The 20,007-nt window shown below is 64.9% G+C and carries 16 protein-coding genes and 1 pseudogene; 11 read left to right on the top strand and 6 right to left on the bottom strand.

All coding sequences use genetic code 11. The features are described from left to right. Nucleotides 1–32: 32 nt before the first annotated feature. Nucleotides 33–979: pseudogene (gene epmA / locus B1C78_RS03770) on the top strand (EF-P lysine aminoacylase EpmA). Between the two features lie 145 nt (nt 980–1,124). On the opposite strand, the gene asd reads toward epmA, so the two are convergent. Next, entirely contained in the window at nt 1,125–1,997 is an 873-nt protein-coding gene (asd, locus tag B1C78_RS03765) for an archaetidylserine decarboxylase (protein WP_077277811.1), read from the bottom strand. Between the two features lies 1 nt (nt 1,998). After that, on the bottom strand, nt 1,999–2,664 hold the full coding sequence (locus tag B1C78_RS03760) for an SCO family protein (RefSeq protein ID WP_077277810.1): 666 nt from the start codon (nt 2,662–2,664) through the stop codon (nt 1,999–2,001). Between the two features lie 42 nt (nt 2,665–2,706). Between B1C78_RS03760 and prmB the strand changes: the two genes are divergently transcribed. Both prmB and hemN read left to right on the top strand, forming a co-directional pair. Beyond that, on the top strand, nt 2,707–3,621 hold the full coding sequence (gene prmB / locus B1C78_RS03755) for a 50S ribosomal protein L3 N(5)-glutamine methyltransferase (RefSeq protein ID WP_077277809.1): 915 nt from the start codon (nt 2,707–2,709) through the stop codon (nt 3,619–3,621). A gap of 189 nt (nt 3,622–3,810) precedes the next feature. Then, nucleotides 3,811–5,211 (top strand): oxygen-independent coproporphyrinogen III oxidase, encoded by a 1,401-nt coding sequence (gene hemN / locus B1C78_RS03750; protein WP_077277922.1) that lies wholly within the window; start codon nt 3,811–3,813, stop codon nt 5,209–5,211. A 155-nt stretch (nt 5,212–5,366) separates the two neighbouring features. On the opposite strand, the gene B1C78_RS03745 is transcribed toward hemN, so the two are convergent. From B1C78_RS03745 to B1C78_RS03735, 3 genes are all read right to left on the bottom strand, one after another. Further along, entirely contained in the window at nt 5,367–5,828 is a 462-nt protein-coding gene (locus B1C78_RS03745; RefSeq protein ID WP_077277808.1) for a DUF2721 domain-containing protein, read from the bottom strand. Nucleotides 5,829–5,940: 112 nt separating this feature from the next. Further along, a complete protein-coding gene (locus B1C78_RS03740) occupies nt 5,941–7,194 on the bottom strand; it encodes a TlpA family protein disulfide reductase (RefSeq protein WP_077277807.1) in 1,254 nt (417 codons plus the stop codon). 90 nt (nt 7,195–7,284) lie between these two features. Beyond that, the gene (locus tag B1C78_RS03735; protein ID WP_077277806.1) at nt 7,285–8,121 is read right to left on the bottom strand and encodes an amidohydrolase family protein; all 837 of its coding nucleotides are present in this window, start codon (nt 8,119–8,121) and stop codon (nt 7,285–7,287) included. A 97-nt stretch (nt 8,122–8,218) separates the two neighbouring features. Here B1C78_RS03735 and aroC point away from each other — a divergent pair, with 97 nt between their 5' ends. The 3 genes from aroC (at nt 8,219) to B1C78_RS03720 (ending at nt 11,996) form a co-directional block, all read left to right on the top strand. Continuing rightward, entirely contained in the window at nt 8,219–9,319 is a 1,101-nt protein-coding gene (gene aroC / locus B1C78_RS03730; RefSeq protein WP_077277921.1) for a chorismate synthase, read from the top strand. A 225-nt stretch (nt 9,320–9,544) separates the two neighbouring features. Beyond that, nucleotides 9,545–10,702 (top strand): MFS transporter, encoded by a 1,158-nt coding sequence (locus B1C78_RS03725; RefSeq protein ID WP_077277805.1) that lies wholly within the window; start codon nt 9,545–9,547, stop codon nt 10,700–10,702. Nucleotides 10,703–10,940: 238 nt separating this feature from the next. Then, nucleotides 10,941–11,996: a thioredoxin family protein gene (locus B1C78_RS03720; RefSeq protein ID WP_077277804.1), complete on the top strand. Its 1,056-nt coding sequence runs from the start codon at nt 10,941–10,943 to the stop codon at nt 11,994–11,996. A 289-nt stretch (nt 11,997–12,285) separates the two neighbouring features. Here B1C78_RS03720 and B1C78_RS03715 read toward each other — a convergent pair whose 3' ends face one another. Beyond that, nucleotides 12,286–13,161 (bottom strand): LysR family transcriptional regulator, encoded by an 876-nt coding sequence (locus tag B1C78_RS03715; protein WP_077277803.1) that lies wholly within the window; start codon nt 13,159–13,161, stop codon nt 12,286–12,288. 117 nt (nt 13,162–13,278) lie between these two features. Here B1C78_RS03715 and leuC point away from each other — a divergent pair, with 117 nt between their 5' ends. The 5 genes from leuC to B1C78_RS03690 form a co-directional block, all read left to right on the top strand. Further along, a complete protein-coding gene (gene leuC, locus B1C78_RS03710; protein ID WP_077277802.1) occupies nt 13,279–14,697 on the top strand; it encodes a 3-isopropylmalate dehydratase large subunit in 1,419 nt (472 codons plus the stop codon). Between the two features lie 305 nt (nt 14,698–15,002). Further along, nucleotides 15,003–15,641, top strand: coding sequence for a 3-isopropylmalate dehydratase small subunit (gene leuD, locus B1C78_RS03705; RefSeq protein WP_077277801.1), 639 nt, complete (start codon nt 15,003–15,005; stop codon nt 15,639–15,641). Nucleotides 15,642–15,873: 232 nt separating this feature from the next. Beyond that, nucleotides 15,874–16,953 carry a 3-isopropylmalate dehydrogenase gene (leuB, locus tag B1C78_RS03700; protein WP_077277800.1) on the top strand — a complete coding sequence of 360 codons (1,080 nt, stop codon included), beginning with the start codon at nt 15,874–15,876 and terminating at the stop codon, nt 16,951–16,953. 139 nt (nt 16,954–17,092) lie between these two features. Next, nucleotides 17,093–18,115 carry an aspartate-semialdehyde dehydrogenase gene (locus B1C78_RS03695; protein ID WP_077277799.1) on the top strand — a complete coding sequence of 341 codons (1,023 nt, stop codon included), beginning with the start codon at nt 17,093–17,095 and terminating at the stop codon, nt 18,113–18,115. A 182-nt stretch (nt 18,116–18,297) separates the two neighbouring features. Continuing rightward, nucleotides 18,298–20,007, top strand: a 1,710-nt coding sequence (locus tag B1C78_RS03690) for a type IV pilus assembly protein FimV (RefSeq protein ID WP_245795294.1), incomplete at its 3' end; no start/stop codon positions are given.

Below are 20,007 nucleotides of genomic sequence, written 5' to 3'. Positions count from 1 at the left end.
CATCCCTCGGCGCGCTGCGCGCGCGGGCGGCGATGCTGGCGGGGATCCGCGCCTTTTTCGCGCAATGTGATGTCCTCGAGGTGGAAACGCCGCTGCTCTCCCGGGCGGGCGCCACCGATCCCGCGCTTGAAAGCCTCGAGGTTTGCGCGGACGGCGCACCGCGTTTCCTGCACACCTCCCCCGAATTCCCCATGAAGCGCCTGCTGGCGGCCGGCAGCGGCGATATCTACCAGATCGCCCGGGTGTTTCGCGCCGGCGAGGCCGGGCGGCTGCACAACCCCGAATTCACGATGCTGGAGTGGTATCGCGCCGGCTTCGACGCGTCCCGCCTGATGGACGAGGTGGAGGCCCTGGTGCGTGAACTGGCCGGCGCGGCCGATCCGGGTCCGGCCGAGCGGCTGACTTACAAGGGCGCGTTCGAGCGTCATGCAGGCATCGATCCCCTGCGGGCGGACGTGGCGCAACTGTCCGCTTGTGCGGGCCAGCACGGCATCGACCTTACCGGCAGCCCAGCCCGCATATCTCACCACCCTTCTACTNNGGTGAGATATGCGGGCTGGATCGCGACGGCTGGCTGGACCTGCTCATGAGCGTGGTGGTCGCCCCCGCTCTGCCGGCCGGGCGGCTGACCTTCATCCACGACTACCCCGCATCCCAGGCCGCTTTGGCGCGGTTGCGCCCCGGAGATCCGCCGGTGGCGGAGCGCTTCGAACTCTTCTGGGGCAGCCTGGAGCTGGCCAACGGCTTTCACGAACTGACCGACGCAAGTGAACAGGCGCGACGCTTTGAAGGTGACCTGGAGAAACGCAGGGTCCGCGGCTTGCCGCCCGTGCCGGTGGACACCCGTCTTCTGGCGGCCCTCGAAGTCGGCCTGCCCGACTGCGCCGGCGTGGCCCTGGGGGTGGATAGGCTGCTCATGTGCATCGTCGGCAGCAGGGACATCCGGGAGGTGCTGGCGTTTCCGTGGGAGGATGCTTGAGAGAAAGGATGAAGGTGGAAGGNNCCGGCCCTCCGGGCGAACCCGGCTTGGACCATTCGCCCGGAGGGCCGGGCTCCTACGATGTTTGATCGATCACCGGATCGGAGCAAGCCTTGTTCATCCTTCATCCTTCATCCTTCATCCTTCATCCGTCAAACTTCCCAATCCCTTCCCCCACCTTCACCCGCATCCCCGGCGCCAGATCCGACTGCCAGGTGAACGGCACGTCCGGCAACAGCAGGATCACCGTGGAGCCCATGTTGAAGCGCCCCATCTCGGCGCCGCGAGGGAGTTCGACCGGCCGGTCGTCGTGGCGGGTGACGGTGGGGTCGTGGCGGGGCGGGGTGACCTCGCCTGCCCACACCAGTTCGATACTGCCCACGTTGATGGCGCCCACCATGATCGAGGCCAGCGGCCCGCGCTCCGTGTCGAACAGGCAGGCCACGCGCTCGTTGCGGGCAAACAGGTTGGGGATGGTGCGCACCGTGTGCGGCGCCACCGAGAACAGGCGCCCCGGCACGTAGACCGTCTCGCACAACCGCCCGGCCGCCGGCATGTGCACCCGGTGGTAATCCCGGGGCGACAGATAGAGCGTGATGAAGTGGCCGTTGCGAAACGGTTGCGCCCGTGCGGCGTCGCCGCCCAGCAGGGTTTCCAGGCTGAAGTCGCGGCCCTTGGCCTGGATGATGCGCCCCTCACTGATGCGACCCAATGCGCTCACCGTACTGTCGGCCGGGCTCAGCAACGCCGTGGGGTCGTCATCCAGCGGACGCGCATCCGGGCGAAGGGCGCGGGTGAAGAAGGCGTTGAAGCTTGGATAGGCCTCCGGGCGGGTCTCCGCGGCCTCGCTCATGTCCACGCCGTAGCGACGGATGAACCAGCGCGCCACGGGGTCCTTGAGACGCGTCTCCATGCGAGCCAGCGCATGCACGGTACGCGAGATGGCGTGGTGGGGCAGGGCGTAGAGGGGCAGCGACTTGATCAGGTCAAGCCAGCGGGGCGGTTCGGCAGCGGGCATCCTAGCTGCGTCCGGAATGCCTGAGAATACGGAGATAGTCCGTTGCCAGGGTTTCCACCTGGTGCGGCGCGCCCAGCACTGCCTGGAGCTGGCCCTGCGGGTTGAACAGCAGGATCGAGGCGGAGTGGTCCACCAGATAGTTGTCCGGATCCCGGGGGTCGTCCGCCTTCTGGTGCAGGATGCCCAGCGTCCGGGTGAACGGCGTCAGCTGCTCCATGGGGCCGGTGACGCCCATGAAATCCGGATTGAAATATCCCACGTACTGCTTGAGGGCCTCCGGGGTATCCCGCTCGGGATCCACCGACACCAGTACCACGTTGGGATCCTCCGCCCTGGGGTCCAGGCGCCTGACCTCCTCGACGGCGCTGCCCAGCAGGGCCATGGTCAGCGGGCAGATGTCCGGGCAGTAGGTGTAGCCGAAGAACATGAAGGTCCAGCCGCCTTCCAGCGATGCCTTGGTGAACGGCTCGCCATGCATGTCCACCAGCTCGAACTCGGGCAGGTTGCGCGGTTCGGAGAGCCAGGTGCCTCCTTCCAGGGAGAGCGGCTGCCCGGGACCGGCGTCACGCTGGGACATGCCGAAGCCGATACCGACGGCCATCGCCACGGCGCCCGCAAGTACGATCAGCAGGAGTTGCACGGTCCGAGTGTGAAGCGCTCCGGCCATGTGGCGTATTATTCCACATCTTTCATTTCGACGGCATAGACCATGCGTGCATCCCCCGCAACCGAGGGCCTGGAGACCATTCGCGACTTCATCCGCTGGGGTGCCAGCCGCTTCAGCGAGGTGGGCCTGAGCTTCGCCCACGGCACGGACAACGCCCTGGACGAGGCCGCCTGGCTGGTCCTGCATGCCCTGCATCTGGGTCACGATCTCCCCGAGGCCTATCTGGACACGCGCCTGTCCCGCGAGGAAAGGGTCCGCGTGACCGACCTGCTGATGCAGAGGATCCATACCCGCAAGCCCGCGGCGTACCTCACCCGCGAGGCCTGGTTCGCGGGGCTGTCCTTCTACGTGGACGAGCGGGTGCTGGTACCGCGTTCGCCCATTGCGGAGCTGATTCAGCAGGGTTTCTCCCCCTGGATCGACCCCGTTCGGGTGGGCCGGGTGCTGGATCTATGCACCGGCAGCGGCTGCATCGGCATCGCCTGCGCCCACGCCTTCGCCGAGGCGCAGGTGGATTTGAGCGACGTCTCCCGCGATGCCCTGGCCGTTGCCCGGGAGAACGTGTGCCGCCATGGGCTGCAGGACCGGGTACGCATCATCTGCTCCGATCTGCTTGACGATATCGGGCCAGAGATCTACGACGTCATCGTCAGCAACCCGCCCTACGTGGACGCCGCCGACATGGCGGCCCTGACGCCCGAGTTCCAGCACGAACCCGCCCTGGGCCTCGCCGCCGGCCCCGACGGTCTCGACGCCGTACTGCGCATCCTCCGGGACGCCCCCGCCCACCTGGCCCCCGGCGGGATCCTGGTGGTGGAAGTGGGCAACAGTCAGGCCGCTCTCATGGCCCGCTTCCCCGATGCTCCCTTCACCTGGCTGGAGTTCGAGCATGGCGGCGAAGGGGTGTTCGTGGTGGGGGCGGAGGAGCTGTCTGAAATGATGAAGGTGGAAGGATGAAGGATGAGGGTGGATTGAAATGACCGGTTGCGCGGTGAGGGAATGGGCCTGATGGACCTCATCCGTGATTCCTCGCGCAATATCCGGGTTAAACATTCCCTGCCGCGCCATGTTTCGTTGACCGCGATCATCTCGGGTGTATCCCTGATAGGCTAGAGTTTCACGATGCCCACGAAACCGGTGCAATCCATGACCGCATTCGACGCCATTCCCCAGAACGTGGACTTCGACGCTGACCTGATCCGGCGCTACGACAAGGCCGGGCCGCGCTACACGTCTTATCCGACGGCGGTGCAGTTCCACGAGGGGTTCACGGCCGACGACTACCGGGCGCAGGCGCAGGCGAGTAACGCCTCGGGGCGGCCGCTTTCCCTCTACGTGCACATCCCGTTCTGCGACACGGTCTGTTACTACTGCGCCTGCAACAAGATCGTCACCAAGGACCGCAGCCGGGCGCGGCCGTACCTGGACCGATTGCTGCGTGAGATGGAGATGCAGGCCGCGCTGTTCGACTCGGGCCGGCCGGTGGATCAGTTGCACCTGGGGGGCGGGACGCCCACGTTCATCGCCCACGACGAGATGGCGGAACTGATGACCGGGATTGCCACCCACTTCGGGGGGCTCAACGAGGAAACCGGTGAATACGGCATCGAGATCGATCCCCGGGAGGTGAGTGCGGATACGCTCTCGCTGCTGCGCCGCCTGGGTTTCAATCGTCTGAGCCTCGGCGTTCAGGATTTCGATCCGCGGGTTCAGAAGGCGGTGAACCGCATCCAGCCGGCTGAGCAGACGCTCGCGGTTCTCAACGAGGCGCGCCGGGTGGGTTTTCGCTCCATCAGCGTGGACCTGATCTACGGTCTGCCGCTGCAGACTCTGCAAAGCTTCGCGGCCACGGTGAACCGCATCATCGAGGCGGCTCCAGACCGGGTATCAGTGTTTAATTACGCGCACCTCCCCGAGCGCTTCAAGCCGCAGCGGCGCATCAACGTGGAGGATCTGCCTTCCCCGGCCGAGCGTCTGGGCATCCTGCAGCAGACCATCGCGCAACTCACCGAAGCGGGTTACGTGTACATCGGCATGGACCACTTCGCCCGCCCCGACGATGAACTGGCCGTCGCCCAGCGCGAAGGCACCCTGTACCGCAACTTCCAGGGCTACTCCACACACGCCGACTGCGACGTGGTCGGGCTGGGCGTGAGTTCCATCGGCATGGTGCAGGACTGCTACGCCCAGAACCGGCACGACCAGGACGGTTACTACGCACGTATTGACGCGGGCGAAGTGGCCGTGTTCCGGGGGGTGCTGCTCGATGCCGACGATCGCCTGCGCCGCGACGTGATCAACGCGCTCATCTGCCATTTCCGCCTGGATTTCGCGTCCATGGAGGCGCGCCACGGGATCGCGTTCGCCGATTACTTCGCCGGGGAACTCAAGATGCTGGAACCCATGCAGGCGGACGGCCTGATCACCGTGGACGCCGACGGCATCGCAGTGACGCCCAGGGGCCGGCTGCTGATCCGCAACATCTGCATGGTCTTTGACCGCTACATCCGCGAGGCGCAGGTGGTGCGCCATTCCCGGGTGATCTGAAGGAGAGCGAATTCAAAATTCAAGATTCAAAGTTCAAGGCTTATGCGATGCCAACCCGCTGAACGCTGAACGCTGAACGCTGAACGCTGAGTGCTGAGTGCTGAGTGCTGAGTGCTGAGTGCTGAGTGCTGAGTGCTGATTGCCAAATCTCGAATTCACTCCTCCTTCCTTCCCCGCAACAGCGCCAGGTTGCGCACCGCCAGAAAGACCTCCCTTAGAAAAGCCACCAGTGCACCGATGAGTGAGAGCATGGCGGCCACGAAGAGGCCGCCGACGATCTCGGGCGTGTCCAGGTTGAGGAAGTGGTCGAGAAAGGCGAACACGATCAGCACGCACACCAGCAGGCCCGAGAGCGTGGCCAGCGCGATGCCCAAGTAGGCCAGGCGAGCCCGTCGTCTGAGCGTGTCCAGTTCCCGGTAAGCCGCTGCTCTTGCGTTGTGGTCGCCCAACGCCTGCATCCCGGACTCCAGATGCCGGCTGCGATCCACAACCCTTGAGAGCCGCCCGGCGAAGGCGTTGACGAAGGCACCGATCCCCGCCAGCAGAAACACCGGCGCCACCGCAAGCTGGATCACGTGGGAGATATCGGCGGGCGGCGATTCCATGAACAGGGGCATGGCGGAATCCGGGAGGGAATAGGAGTTCGGAATTCAAGATTCAATATTCAAGATTCAAGGGGAAACTGCAATGCTCCGTAGCCCTTGAATCTTGAATCTTGAATAGTCCTCCCTATTCCGCCATCAGATCCTCGAACACCTTAATCACTTCCGGCTCCATCCACTCGATGGCACCGAACAGCGCGTAGCGGATTTCGCCCGCCCGGTCGATGACGAAGCTGGTGGGGTAGGCCAGCACGTTCCAGTGGCGCAGGGCGCTGTTGTCGGGATCCATGAGGATCGTGAAGTCCACCTGGATGCGCTCGAGGAATTCCACCACGGTGTCCTCGTCCTCGCCCAGGTTCACGGCGAGGATGCGGAAAGGCCCGTCTCCCAGTGCGTCCTCCAGGCGCTGCATGGAGGGCATCTCGTGCACGCAGGGCGGGCACCAGCTCGCCCAGAAGTTGATCAGGACCACGTCGCCCCTGTATCCGGCCAGATCGTGGAGTGTGCCGGCCAGATCCGGCAACTCGAGGGGTGGTGCCTCCGGGTTGCCGCGCCAGGGTTCCAGGCGGCGGTCCTGTCGTGTCGGGGTGGCGGTGCGCGCGGCGCCCTCGATGTCCACCGCGACACGGCGGCTTTCCAGGCCGTCCAGCATGCGCATGGCGGTCACCAGTTCCGTAGCCAGTTCCGGCTTGAAGGCCTCCTCGGCGTCCAGCGTGTTGGGCCGGAAGAAGAACCGGTCACGCAGCCGCGGCAGGGTGCGCACGTAGACGTGGCTGCCGCCTTCGCCCAACTGGTCCACCACCGGCATGAGCAACGGATACTGGGGAGACAGCACCGGCTGGATCAGATAGACCGGCAGATTCGTGGCCCGGGTGACGGGCTGGAACTCGGGCGGGCGGTCGTCTTCGGGGATACCGGTGTGCAGGTAGGGGCTCATGAGAATCACCCCGCCCAGCCCCTCGCGGCGCGGCTCTTCCATCTGCCATGCGCGCAGGCTGGTCAGGACCCACGGCGCCGCCCGGTCGTTGCCGAACACGTAGACCTGCTTTCCGGTCTCCTCACGGGCGTGATCGATGAGGCGGCCCACCAGGTCCTCCGGGATCCGGTCGAGGCTGCTGGGGGTATTGGGCAGGAAATAGGCGGCGTAGGGATCCGGCAGCCAGACTTCCACGCCCTGCGCCTGCAGATACTCGGCCTGCTGGTGGTGTCCCGGAAGAACGCCATGGTTGGATGGCAGCCAGACGAGCAGGCGCTGGCCGTCGCCCTGGTAGCGTGAGACGGGGAGGTCGGTGCCGTCATCGAGGGTCAGCGTGAACTCCGACGCGTGCAGGGGAACGGCCAGCCACAGGCAGGTCAGCAGGGTCAGTGCGGTTCGGGTCATGTGCGTTGGATGTTTGGCTGGATCAATGTACGGCGGCAGGCACCGGAAGGTTAAGACGCCGGAAACCGCACAAAATTCCCGGCCTCCCGATCACTGGGCGGCATCCGTCGGGAACAACCGCTGGGCATTGCGCCAGGCCATGGCCTCGGCCACTTCCGGCGGCAGTTGCCGCAGCCAGTGCCGGGTTTCGTCTATCAGTTCACCGAAGCGTTGCCACCGGTTCACGCTGAAAGTGTCCATGCCCACCATGAAGCGGTCGGGGAAGCGTGTGAACAGTTCCGCCCAGTCCGGGTCCAGCCGCCCGTCGGGGGCGATGCGCTCGTTGCGCATGGAGAGGTCCACGTAGAGGTTGTCATGGCGCTCCAGGTAGAGCGCCAGGAAGAAGGGCACGGGCACGGTACCCGCGTGGGCCCACAGGAGGGTGACCTCCGGCGCATGTTCAAACAGGCGCTCCACCACGCCGTGATCGCCGTGAAGCTGAAGGATCAAACCCCGGGATTCGGCCAGCCGGGCCATGTCCCGGATTACCGGGGTATTGGCATGTTCGGAGAACAGGTGGAACTCGCCGATGCCCCGCCAGGGTCCACGCTCGAGCCAGGTCTCCAGCCATGGGATCAGGTCCGGGTCGGAATGATAGGTATAGCGGTCGTCCCGGGTGCGATAGGGCATCAGGAAGGGAACGATTCGATCCGGGGCCGCCTCGTGAAGCCGCAGCGTCGCCTCGTTGGGTCGGCTCGAGACCACGGCGCGGGTCACATGGTTGCGGTCGAACTTCGCGATGATCTCGTTGGGGGTGAAGGCGCCGGCCGCGCCGCTGCGATCGGGACCGCTGTAATGCAGGTGGGTGTCGAAGATGGGCAGATCCTCGCCGGCCTGCGAGACGGCGGGAACGAGACACAGGGCGAGCAGCAGGAGCAGGGTCTTCATGGCCGCACAGGCTACCGGTTTCCCGTGGCCGTGAGAACCGGCGCCAAGGGGTCGCGGACCCCGCCGCGCCGGGCCGCGACCTGCTACAATGCGCGCCATGTCGGGCAACACCACAGGCAAGCTCTTTACGGTGACGAGCTTTGGCGAAAGCCACGGCGCGGCCATCGGCTGCATCGTGGACGGTTGCCCACCCGGCATGGCGCTCTGCGAGGCGGATCTGCAGCCGGATCTGGAACGTCGCCGTCCGGGCAAGTCGCGCCACACCACGCAGCGCCGGGAGACCGATCAGGTGCGCATCCTCTCGGGCGTGTTCGAGGGGGTGACCACCGGCACCCCGATCGCGCTGATGATCGAGAACGTGGACCAGCGCTCCAAGGATTACAGCAACATCGCCGATCGCTTCCGTCCGGGCCATGCGGATTACACGTATTTCAAGAAGTACGGCCTGCGTGACTACCGCGGCGGCGGGCGCAGTTCGGCGCGCGAGACGGCCATGCGCGTGGCGGCGGGTGCCATCGCCAAGAAGTACCTGCGCGAGCGCTACGGCGTGGAGATCCGCGGCTACCTGGCCCAGCTCGGCCCCATCGTCACAGAGCACAAGGACTGGGATGCCGTGGAGCAGAACCCCTTCTTCTGTCCCGATGCCGACAAGGTGGCGGAGCTCGAGGCCTATATGGATGCCTTGCGCAAGGAGGGAAATTCCGTCGGGGCGCGCATCAACGTCGTGGCCACCGGCGTGCCGCCAGGCTGGGGCGAACCCATCTTCGATCGCCTGGACGCGGACATCGCCCACGCCATGATGGCCATCAATGCGGTGAAGGGTGTCGAGATCGGCGACGGGTTTGCCAGCGTGTCCCAGAAGGGCACGGAGCATCGTGACGAAATGACGCCGGAGGGTTTTCTCTCCAACCATTCGGGCGGGACCCTGGGGGGCATCTCCAGCGGCCAGGATATCCGTGTATCCATCGCCCTCAAGCCCACCTCCAGCATCCGCCTTCCCGGCCGCACGGTGAACGTGAAGGGCGAGCCCGTGGAAGTGGTTACCACCGGCCGCCACGACCCCTGCGTGGGCATCCGCGCCACCCCCATCGCCGAGGCGGCCCTTGCCGTGGTGCTCATGGACCACGCGCTCCGCCACCGCGCCCAGTGCGGAGACGTGCGCACGGAGATGCCGGATATTCCCGGATCGACACCTTGAACAGCTGACCGCGAAGGGCGCGAAGGGATGCGCGAAGGACGCGAGGGAAAACTGGAACTTGTCGGGCGTGAGGTCATCGACGCCTCGATTTCAATGTGAAGCACATGAAGCAGGGTGTTCGCAGAGTAGTGAACTCGCGGGCGAAGGAATATCAGTAATCGGTTTCTTCGCGTCCTTCGCGCATGCCTTCGCGTCCTTGGCGGTTCGCTTTTCAAAGATACAAGAATGCCCACCACCCCCTACTGGAAACTCTCCAGCTTCTACTTCTTCTATTTCGCCAGTATCGGCGCGTTCGTGCCGTACTGGGGGTTGTTCCTGCGCGACGAGGGGTTCACGCCGGGGCAGATCGGCGAACTCATGGCCATCATCATGGCCACAAAAATCATCGCGCCCAACGTGTGGGGGTGGCTGGCGGACCGAACCGGGCAGCGCACGCGCATCATCCGGCTGGCGGCGCTGCTGGCCCTGGTGGCCTTCGCGGGGGTGACGCTCCATACAGGCTACTGGTGGGTCGCCGCCATCATGGCCGTGTTCAGTTTCTTCTGGAACGCGGCGTTGCCCCAGTACGAGGCCCTGACACTGAACCGCCTCGGCGGGCGGACCCATCGCTACGCGCACATCCGCTTGTGGGGCTCCATCGGCTTCATCGCCTCCGTGGCGCTCTTGGGGCCCCTGTTCGAGCGGGTGGATGTGGCGATCCTGCCGTGGATCGTGCTCGGCATGCTGGCGGCGCTTTGGGTCAGCACACTGACGGTCTCGGAAGGCCCTGCAAGCCCTCATGCCAGGGATATGTCCGTCTCCCTGGCGGCCACGCTGCGCCGTCCCCAGGTGCTGGGCCTGCTGATCGCGTGTTTCATGATGCAGGCCAGCCACGGACCGTATTACGCGTTTTTCACCATCTACCTGGAGGACAACGGCTACTCGCGCACCATGGCCGGTCAGCTCTGGGCGCTCGGCGTGCTGGCGGAGGTGGCGGTGTTTCTCATGATGCACCGCTGGCTGCCGTACTTCGGTGCCTGGCGCCTGCTGCTGGTGGCGATCGGCGTGACGGCTGTGCGCTGGTGGCTGCTGGCCAGCATGCCGCAGGTGCTGCCGGTCATGCTGCTCACCCAGGTCATGCATGCGGCCAGCTACGGTCTGTACCATGCCGCGGCTATATCCCTCATCCACGAGTATTTTCCAGGCAGGCTGCAGGGCAGGGGTCAGGCGCTGTACTCGTCGCTGAGTTTCGGGCTCGGCGGTGCGCTGGGCAGTCTCGCCAGCGGCTACGTGTGGGACGGCATCGGCCCCAGTTGGGTCTATGTGATGGCCTCGGGACTTGCCACTGCGGGCCTGGCGGCGGCCTGGTTCGGGATGCGGGCGAGCCTCTCCCGACGCGCCTGAACCGCAAGACCCGGACCGGATCATGGCGGTGCATGGGGGACACATATCCTTACGAACACCATGGTGATAAGACCCTGTATCGCGAAGGATCCTGGATCAGGAACCTTCCGGAATCGCCGGATGTCTAGTTTTTATAGGTGCATTGCCTTAGTTTATGGGTTACTCGGGGCAGATCCTTCTCGGTACGCTTCCCGGCGATCGTGTTTCCTGCCCCCGCTACTCAAGGAGGGCAAGCCGCATGAAACACGTATTTCTACCCCTCTCCATCGCCTTGGTGGTCCTGCTGGTCGCGTTGCCCGCCCAGGGCCAGAACCAGGTGCGGGAAGGCACCCTGTTGCCCGGCGGCGTGAACCCGGGCTGGGTGGAGCCCCCCTCCTGGTTCCGGGAGACCTTCCTGGATATCCGCGAGGACATCGAGGATGCGGCCGCCGAGGGCCGGAACCTGATGATCTATCTCTATCAGGACGGCTGCCCCTATTGTGAGCGTCTGATCCGGGACAACTTCGCGCAGCAGGACATCGCCGAGAAGACACAGAAATACTTCGACGTGGTGGCCATCAACATGTGGGGCGCCCGGGAGGTGACGAACCTGGACGGTGAGGATGTCACTGAAGCCGATTTCGCCCGCAGCCTGAAGGTGCAATACACGCCTACGCTGCTCATGCTGGACGAAACCGGTGACGTGCTGGCGCGCATCAACGGCTATTTCCCGCCCCATCGTTTCCGTGTGGCGCTGGAGTATATCGGCGAAGGCCATCACACGGACATGACCTTCCCGGAGTACCTGGCCAAGGTGGGCGAGGAACCGGCTTCCGGCAAGCTGCACGTGCGCGATGAGTGGATGACGCCGCCCGTCGATCTGTCCGAAGTGATCAACGGCAGTGACAAGCCCCTGCTGGTGTTCTTCGAGCAGGAACAGTGCTCCGCCTGCGATGAGCTGCACACGGACATCCTGGTCCGCGAGGAAAGCGAGGAGTTGCTGAAGCAGTTCAACGTCGCCCACGTGGACATCTGGTCCCGGGACAAGCTCACCACGCCTGCAGGCGAGACCATGGAGGCCCGCGAGTGGGCGCGCGACATGAACGTCCTCTTCACACCCACCATGGTGTTCATCCATCCCGAGGACGGCGAGGTGATCCGCACGGAGGGTTATTTCCGCACGTTTCACGTGCAGGGCGTCATGCACTACGTGTTGAGCGGCGCCTACCGCGAACAGCCCGAACTGCAGCGCTATCTCGATGACCGCGCCTATGAACTGCGCGATCAGGGCATCGAAGTGGACCTCATGGACTGACGTTCACTGGCGTGTTGAGCCGGTGATCCTTCACAGCCTCCGGAACCCCGGATGTGCGCAGTGCGCCCTCCGGGGTTTCTGCATGTGATTGAACCACGAAGCCCACGAAGTCATTCAAGAAAGATCATTTCTCTCGCGAAGACGCAAAGCTCGCCAAGAATGCATTTAAATGAAGATCTCTTTGGAAGTTCTTTGCGAGCTTTGCGTCTTTGCGAGAGAACATTCTTTGGTGTCCTGGCAGTACTCCGTTATATTCGCGTGTCTGGTGGATCAACTGCCTCTTAATCGGTTATTCCAGCGCCGCAGTATCGGGTGACTCCAGCAAGTCGAGCATGGCGCAGGCGGCATTGGAGAGGGTGCGTTCCCGGTGCACGACGCTGCCGAGTCGCCGTGCGGGCGCGAGGTCCGGGACGGGCAGCGTGCGCAGCGAATCATCCAGCAGGGTCTTCGGCAGCAGGCTCCAACCCAGGCCGATGGAGACCAGCATGCGGATGGTCTCCAGGTAGGTGGTCTCAAGCGTGCGGCGCGGCACGATGCCGAGTGCCCGCAGGGCATCATCGATAATCGTCCGGGTGAAGGTGCCGGTGGGCGGGAGTATGGCGTCGTAGGTCCCGAGCCGGGGTTCACGTGCCGAAGCCAGCGGATGGTCGCCGGCGGCCACGGGCAGCAGGAGATCATCCCAGACGGTGACGGTCTGCAGCGGCGGATCCGGCGCCGCGGGCAGCGTCACCACGGCCAGATCCACGTCGCCATGAGCCACGGCACGGCAGGCCTCCTCGGATTCCATGAAACGGATATCCAGATCCACGTCGGGGAACTCACGGGTGAAGCGCTTGAGCAGGGGCGGCAGGCGATGCAGGCCCACATGATGGGAGGTGGCGAGCCACAGGGGGCCCGCCACCTGGCCGCTGAGGTTGTCCAGGCTTCGTCGTGCCTCGTCCAGATCGGCCAGGACGCGGCGCGCCCGGGGCAGCAGCACCCGCCCGGCCTCCGTGAGGCTTACCTGACGCCCGATGCGGTCGAACAGGCGCTGGCCCAGAATGTCCTCCAGCGCCGCGACACGTTTGCTGACGGCCGGCTGAGTCAGGTGAAGCTTTTCCCCGGCCATGGAAAAAGAGTGATGCTCTGCCACCGCCAGGAACGCCTGAAGCTGTTCCAGATCCATGTAATGACCCGTCTATGTATTCCCAATAAGAATATATACCATGAATAACATGAATTGGTGTTATCTATGTGCCGGGCCTAGAATGGCTGCATCTAGGTTCGGCAGGAGTTTCCAGCAATGACCGGCAAGACCCTCTACGACAAGCTCTGGGATGCCCACGTGGTGCGTACCGAGGCGGACGGCACCGCGTTGCTCTACATCGACCGCCACCTGGTCCACGAGGTCACCTCGCCCCAGGCCTTCGAGGGTCTGCGCCTGGCGGGCCGCAGGCCATGGCGCACGGACACGGTGCTGGCCGTGCCCGATCACAACGTGCCCACCACCCACCGCGACCAGGGCATCAGCGATCCGGTCTCCCGCGTGCAGGTGGAGACCCTGGATGCCAACGTGCACGAGTTCGGTATCACCTTCTTTCCCATGACGGACGTGCGCCAGGGGATAGTGCACGTGATCGGTCCGGAACAGGGGGCGACGCTGCCGGGCATGACCGTGGTCTGCGGCGACTCCCATACCTCGACGCATGGGGCCTTCGGGGCGCTGGCCTTCGGCATCGGCACCTCGGAGGTGGAGCATGTGCTGGCCACCCAGTGCCTGCTGCAGAAGAAGATGAAGAACATGCTGGTGTCCGTCGACGGGCAGGTGGGCCCCGGGGTGACCGCCAAGGACATCGTGCTGGCCATCATCGGCGAGATCGGCACCGCAGGTGGCACCGGTTACGCCATCGAATTCGGCGGCGACGCCATCCGCGCACTGTCCGTGGAAGGGCGCATGACTGTCTGCAACATGGCCATCGAGGCGGGCGCCCGGGCCGGCATGGTGGCCGTGGACGACACCACCATCTCGTACGTGAAGGGCCGGGCCTACGCGCCCACAGATGAGCTGTGGGACAAGGCCGTGGCTGCCTGGCGCGAGTTCAAGAGCGACCCCGACGCGGCATTCGACCGGGTGGTGCACATTGATGCGGCGGGGATCGCGCCCCAGGTGAGCTGGGGCACGTCTCCGGAGATGGTGGTGCCGGTCACTGGCCGCGTGCCCGATCCTGACGAGGCCGGCGATCCCGTCAAGGCATCCGGCATGAAACGCGCACTGGAATACATGGGGCTCGAGGCCAACACCCCCGTGAACCAGATCGCCATCGACAAGGTGTTCATCGGTTCCTGCACCAATTCGCGCATCGAGGACCTTCGGGCCGCGGCCGATGTGGTGCGTGGGCGCCGGGTGGCGGACAATGTGAAGCTCGCCATGGTGGTGCCAGGCTCCGGCCTGGTGAAGAGACAGGCCGAGGAAGAGGGTCTGGACAAGGTGTTCCTGGAGGCAGGATTCGAGTGGCGCGAGCCCGGCTGCTCCATGTGCCTGGCCATGAACGCCGACCGGCTGGAGTCGGGCGAGCGCTGCGCATCCACTTCCAACCGGAATTTTGAAGGGCGGCAGGGTCAGGGCGGGCGAACCCACCTGGTCAGCCCTGCCATGGCAGCCGCCGCGGCGGTCACCGGTCACTTCACGGACGTACGCGACCTGACGCCGCCTCCCGGCTGAACTTTGTCAGAAGGAGGGCCGAGATCATGGGCAAATTGATGGCGGTTCTGGTGGTACTGATGGTCCTTGGCCTGAGCGGCTGCGAATACATGCGTGGCCAGGACGGGGGCGGCGAACCAACGCGTGAAGCGCCAAGTGGCTACTGATTGTTCGTAGCAGTGAGGCGTAAGGCGCGATGGAAGATCTCCGTGCGCCTTTCGACGGCATAAGGCCTGACGGTGTTGTGGCCGTGGGGCGGGGACGAATGTGCGCTTGCCGACGAGTGGCGCGGGCGCGGTTGATACACGAGCAGGAGTGAAAGATTCATGAAGCCACTGACCACAGTCGATGGCCTGGTAGTGCCGCTGGACCGTTCCAACGTGGACACCGACGCCATCATCCCCAAGCAATACCTGAAGTCGGTCAAGCGCACCGGCTTCGGGCCGAACCTGTTTGACGACTGGCGTTACCTGGATCCGGGCGAGCCGGGGATGGATCACTCGAAGCGGCGTATCAACCCGGACTTCGTACTTAACGATCCCCACTACTGGGGCGCCGAAATCCTGCTGGCGCGCAAGAACTTCGGCTGCGGCTCCTCGCGCGAACATGCTGTCTGGGCGCTGACCGACTATGGCATTCGCGTCGTGATCGCGCCGAGCTTCGCGGACATCTTCTTCAGCAACAGCTTCAAGAACGGGCTCCTGCCCATCGTGCTGGACGAGGCGGTGGTGGATCGCCTGTTTGCCGAGGTGTCTGCGACCCCCGGCTATCGGTTGAACGTGGACCTGGCTGCGCAGACCGTGACCACGCCCTCCGGCGAGGCAATCCCCTTCGAGGTGGGCGAGTTCCACAAGCACTGCCTGCTCAACGGCCTGGACGACATTGCCCTGACCCTGGAGCACGCCGACGACATCCGCGCCTACGAACAACGCCGCCGTGCGGAGGCGCCGTGGCTGTTTCGCTGAGAATGGACAGGATGAACAGGATTTATCCGGATTGACAGGATAGAAATCCAAAAGCAAAAGAATTGGACAGGATTAACACGATTAACAGGATTAAGAGCGCTTTGAAATCATGTAAATCCTGTTAATCCTGTCTGATGCTCTTTCATTTTGAGTCCTTATCCTGTCAATCCGTATAAATCCTGTTCATCCTGTCCATTCGCCTTTCCAAGCCAAGTAACCAAGGAAGCCAGACATGACCAAGAAGATCCTGGTGCTGCCCGGTGATGGCATCGGACCGGAGATTGTGGCCGAGGCCACCAAGCTGCTCGAGGTCCTGCGCCGGGAGCACGGGCTGGTTGCGGAGTTCGAAGAGGCCCCCGTGGGCGGTGCCGGCTACGACGCCGCCGGGCATCCGCTGCCCGAGGACACCCTGAGACTCGCGAAAGCAGCCGACGCGGTGCTGCTCGGCGCCGTGGGCGGGCCCCGGTACGACACCCTCGACTGGGAGTTGCGCCCGGAGCGCGGGCTGCTGGGGCTGCGCTCGGAACTCAATCTGTTCGCCAACCTGCGCCCCGCGATCCTCTACCCGCAACTGGCTTCGGCCTCGGCGCTCAAACCGGAGATCGTGGGCGGACTGGATATCATGATCCTGCGCGAGCTGACCGGCGGGGCCTACTTCGGCAAGCCCCGGGGCATCCGGACCCGCGATGACGGCGTACGCGAAGGGTTCAACACCATCATCTACGACGAGGGCGAGATCGAGCGCATCGTGCGCAGCGGCTTCGAGATCGCCATGAAGCGGGGTCGGCGCCTGTGCTCCGTGGACAAGGCCAACGTGCTGGAAGTCTCCCAGCTGTGGCGCGAGGTGGCGATCCGTGTGTCGGAGGACTTCCCCGACGTGGAACTCTCCCATATGTACGTGGACAACGCCGCCATGCAGCTGGTACGTGCGCCCAAGCAGTTCGACGTGATCGTGACCGAAAACATGTTCGGTGACATTCTCTCCGATGCCGCGGCCATGCTCACGGGCTCCATCGGCATGCTGCCGTCCGCCTCCCTGGATGCCGACGGCAAGGGGATGTACGAGCCGATTCACGGATCGGCGCCGGACATCGCCGGGCAGGGGGTGGCCAACCCCCTGGCCACGCTGCTGTCGGTGAGCATGATGCTGCGCTACTCCCTGGACGAGGGGGCGCTGGCCGATCGGGTGGACGCCGCCGTGAGCCGCGTGCTGGATCAGGGGCTGCGTACGCCGGACATCTGGACCGAAGGCTCCAGCAAGGTGGGCACCACCGCCATGGGCGACGCGGTGGTTGCAGCGCTGGGTGAATAGCGCCTGGCCTGGAAACGCCGGCACACATGATACCCGTGGCGAACTTTGCGGATTAGCCCGAACGGGCAATGGACACAAGGCACAGGATTCTTCAGGATTTGGCCGATCGGCCGATATGAGACCCTAGAGTGATGCGAAGATGAGCAAGAAATTCGATGTAGCGGTAGTGGGCGCCACGGGCGCCGTGGGCGAGACCATGCTGTCGATCCTGGCCGAGCGGGACCTGCCGCTGGGCGAGGTGTATGCCGTGGCCAGCGCGCGCTCGGCGGGCAGCCGTGTGAAATTCGGTGATCGTCACCTGGTGGTGCAGGATCTGGCGGAATTCGACTTCTCGAAGGTGCAGATCGGCCTGTTCTCTCCGGGCGCCTCCGTGTCGAAGGAGTATGCCCCCAAGGCCGCGGCCGCGGGCTGCGTGGTGATCGATAACACCTCCCAGTTCCGATACGACGACGACATTCCCCTGGTGGTGCCCGAGGTCAATCCTCACGCGGTGGCCGGCTATACCAACCGGGGCATCATCGCCAATCCCAATTGCTCCACCATCCAGATGCTGGTGGCGCTCAAGCCCATTCAGGATGCCGTCGGGATCGCGCGCATCAATGTGGCGACCTACCAGGCCGTGTCAGGCACGGGCAAGGAGGCTGTCGAGGAACTGGCCGCCCAGACCGCCAACCTGCTCAACGGCAAGCCCATAGAGAAGCATGTCTATCCCAAGCAGATCGCCTTCAACGCCCTGCCGCACATCGACGTGTTCCTGGACAACGGTTACACCAAGGAAGAAATGAAGATGGTCTGGGAGACCCGCAAGATCATGGGCGACGACAGCATCCAGGTGAATCCCACCGCGGTGCGGATCCCGGTGTTCTACGGCCATTCCGAGGCGGTTCACGTGGAGACCCGGGAGAAGATCACCGCCGAACAGGCCAGAGAGCTGCTCTCGAAGGCCCCCGGGGTGGTGGTCCTGGACGAACGGAAAGACGGCGGATACCCCACGGCAGTGACCGAAGGTGCCAACCATGACCCGGTTTATGTGGGCCGAATCCGGGAGGATATCTCCCATCCCCAAGGGCTCAACCTGTGGGTGGTGGCAGACAACGTGCGCAAGGGTGCGGCACTCAACAGTATCCAGATCGCCGAAATTTTGATAAAAGACTATCTGTAGCCTATAGTTACGCCGTATAGTTAGATTCGACATGACAAATGCCGATCGCCGGAACCCGGGCATCGGGGCCCTCAACGCGTAAGTTGCAGGTCAGGGTGTGCCGGGTTATCAGGGATCAAATGGGGGAGACTTCCCGGATGAGGGAAGACCATTCGAACACGATAAGTTCAAGGGGAAATTCCGTGCGCAGATTGGCGATGGGCATGGCCCTTCTGGGCCTGTTACTGGTTCCGGGGCTGTCACAGGCTCTCGGGCTTGGTGAAATCGAGGTTCACTCGGCGCTGAACCAGCCGCTGAATGCGGAGATCGAACTGGTCGAGGTGCGCCGCGGCGAAATGGAGGACCTCCAGGTCCGGCTGGCACCCGAGGATCTATACCGCAGACTGGGAATCGAACGCACGGCCTTGCTGACCCAGCTGCGCTTCCAGCCGGAAACCCTGCCCGACGGCCGTCACGTGATCCGCGTGACCACCCGAGAGGCGGTCCGCGAACCCTTCGTCAACTTCCTGGTCGAGGCGGCCTGGCCCGCCGGGCGCCTGGTTCGGGAGTACACCCTGCTTCTTGACCCGCCCGTCATGTTCGAGGCCCGCGAGGCGCCTGCCCCGGTGGCCCCCGCGCCGGAGGCCCGCCCGGCCGAACCGCGTCCCGCACCGGCGCCGCGCGTGGAGGCCCCGCGCCCGGATGCCCCCGACACGTATCGCGTGCAGCGTGGTGACACGCTTTGGACCGTGGCCCGCGACCTGCGTCCCGGCACCGACGTGTCGGTCGAGCAGATGATGCTGGCGCTGCTGCGCACGAATCCCGGGGCGTTTACCGACAACAACATCAACAACCTGCTCAGTGGGCAGGTCCTGCGCGTACCGGATCGGGGCGAGATTGATCGTCTGAGCCGCGCCGAGGCCGTACGCGAGGTGGCACGCCAGAACGAACTCTGGCGGGAGTACCGTGCGCGGCTGGCGCAAGAGACGGCACCGCAGGTACCGACGCCGCCGGTGGCGGAGGAACCCGCTCCGGCGGTGGCTCAGCCGGACGATCCGGCGCCGCCGGACGATGCCCGTCTGGAAATACTGGCCGCCCGGGAAGCACAGGACGCCATGGCGGAGATGGAGCGGGAGCTGGGCCTGGCCCGGGAGACCGCGGAGGCCCGCGGCCGTGAAGTGGATGACCTGCGCTCACGGATCGGGGAACTGGAGACGCTCCTGGAGCGTCGCGAGCGTCTGCTGGAACTGACCAACCAGCAGATGGCCGAACTTCAGGCCCGGATGGATCAGCTGGAGGGCCGCGAGCCCGCCGACCCGGTCGCTGAGCCCGTGCCGGACGTGGCCGAGGTTGAGCCCGCACCGGACGTGGCCGAAGAGGTCCCCGGAGTGACCCTGAGCGAGGCGGAACGGATGGCGCTGGCACCGGTACCCGAGACGCCCGCACCGGCCCCCGAGACGGCGGCCCCGGCGCCCGAACCTCGTGCCGCAGCCCCTGCGCCAGCGCCGCCGGCAGAGCCTGCACGTCCGGCGAGCATGATCGACGACCTCATGGCCAATCCCAATGCCATGATGATCGTTGGCCTTGTGGCATTGCTGATCGTTTTGCTGTTGTGGCTCATGGTCCGCAGGGCGCGGGCCGGCCGGGCAAGTGAACCGGCCCTGGCGGTTGCAACACCTGGCGGCACCGAGGTGCGCTTCGATGCCGGCGGGGCCGGTGCCCTGGCAGGCGCGGCCGCGGGTGGAGCGGCTGCGGGCGTGCTCATCGGCAGCCGTGACGAGGACCAGGATCAGGACGAGGCCGGGGAAACCACCCGCGCAGCGGGTGACGAATCGCTTGCCGGGGACACCATTGTGGAGCCTCCGGAACAGGCGGCCGGAGAAGCGCTGCCGGGTGAGGCGGGCGGCGAGTCC

The organism is Thioalkalivibrio denitrificans, assembly GCF_002000365.1.
Classification (GTDB): domain Bacteria; phylum Pseudomonadota; class Gammaproteobacteria; order Ectothiorhodospirales; family Ectothiorhodospiraceae; genus Thioalkalivibrio_A; species Thioalkalivibrio_A denitrificans.
The sequence above is the reverse complement of the archived record's forward strand: the minus strand, read 5'-3'. Positions and strand labels throughout refer to the sequence as shown.

Bases quoted from the DNA above. Each gene is read 5' to 3' on its own strand.
- asd (WP_077277811.1), bottom strand. From the start codon at position 1,997: ATGCCCGCTGCCGAACCGCCCCGCTGGCTTGACCTGATCAAGTCGCTG.
- B1C78_RS03760 (WP_077277810.1), bottom strand. From the start codon at position 2,664: ATGGCCGGAGCGCTTCACACTCGGACCGTGCAACTCCTGCTGATCGTA.
- prmB (WP_077277809.1), top strand. From the start codon at position 2,707: ATGCGTGCATCCCCCGCAACCGAGGGCCTGGAGACCATTCGCGACTTC.
- hemN (WP_077277922.1), top strand. From the start codon at position 3,811: ATGACCGCATTCGACGCCATTCCCCAGAACGTGGACTTCGACGCTGAC.
- B1C78_RS03745 (WP_077277808.1), bottom strand. From the start codon at position 5,828: ATGCCCCTGTTCATGGAATCGCCGCCCGCCGATATCTCCCACGTGATC.
- B1C78_RS03740 (WP_077277807.1), bottom strand. From the start codon at position 7,194: ATGACCCGAACCGCACTGACCCTGCTGACCTGCCTGTGGCTGGCCGTT.
- B1C78_RS03735 (WP_077277806.1), bottom strand. From the start codon at position 8,121: ATGAAGACCCTGCTCCTGCTGCTCGCCCTGTGTCTCGTTCCCGCCGTC.
- aroC (WP_077277921.1), top strand. From the start codon at position 8,219: ATGTCGGGCAACACCACAGGCAAGCTCTTTACGGTGACGAGCTTTGGC.
- B1C78_RS03725 (WP_077277805.1), top strand. From the start codon at position 9,545: ATGCCCACCACCCCCTACTGGAAACTCTCCAGCTTCTACTTCTTCTAT.
- B1C78_RS03720 (WP_077277804.1), top strand. From the start codon at position 10,941: ATGAAACACGTATTTCTACCCCTCTCCATCGCCTTGGTGGTCCTGCTG.
- B1C78_RS03715 (WP_077277803.1), bottom strand. From the start codon at position 13,161: ATGGATCTGGAACAGCTTCAGGCGTTCCTGGCGGTGGCAGAGCATCAC.
- leuC (WP_077277802.1), top strand. From the start codon at position 13,279: ATGACCGGCAAGACCCTCTACGACAAGCTCTGGGATGCCCACGTGGTG.
- leuD (WP_077277801.1), top strand. From the start codon at position 15,003: ATGAAGCCACTGACCACAGTCGATGGCCTGGTAGTGCCGCTGGACCGT.
- leuB (WP_077277800.1), top strand. From the start codon at position 15,874: ATGACCAAGAAGATCCTGGTGCTGCCCGGTGATGGCATCGGACCGGAG.
- B1C78_RS03695 (WP_077277799.1), top strand. From the start codon at position 17,093: ATGAGCAAGAAATTCGATGTAGCGGTAGTGGGCGCCACGGGCGCCGTG.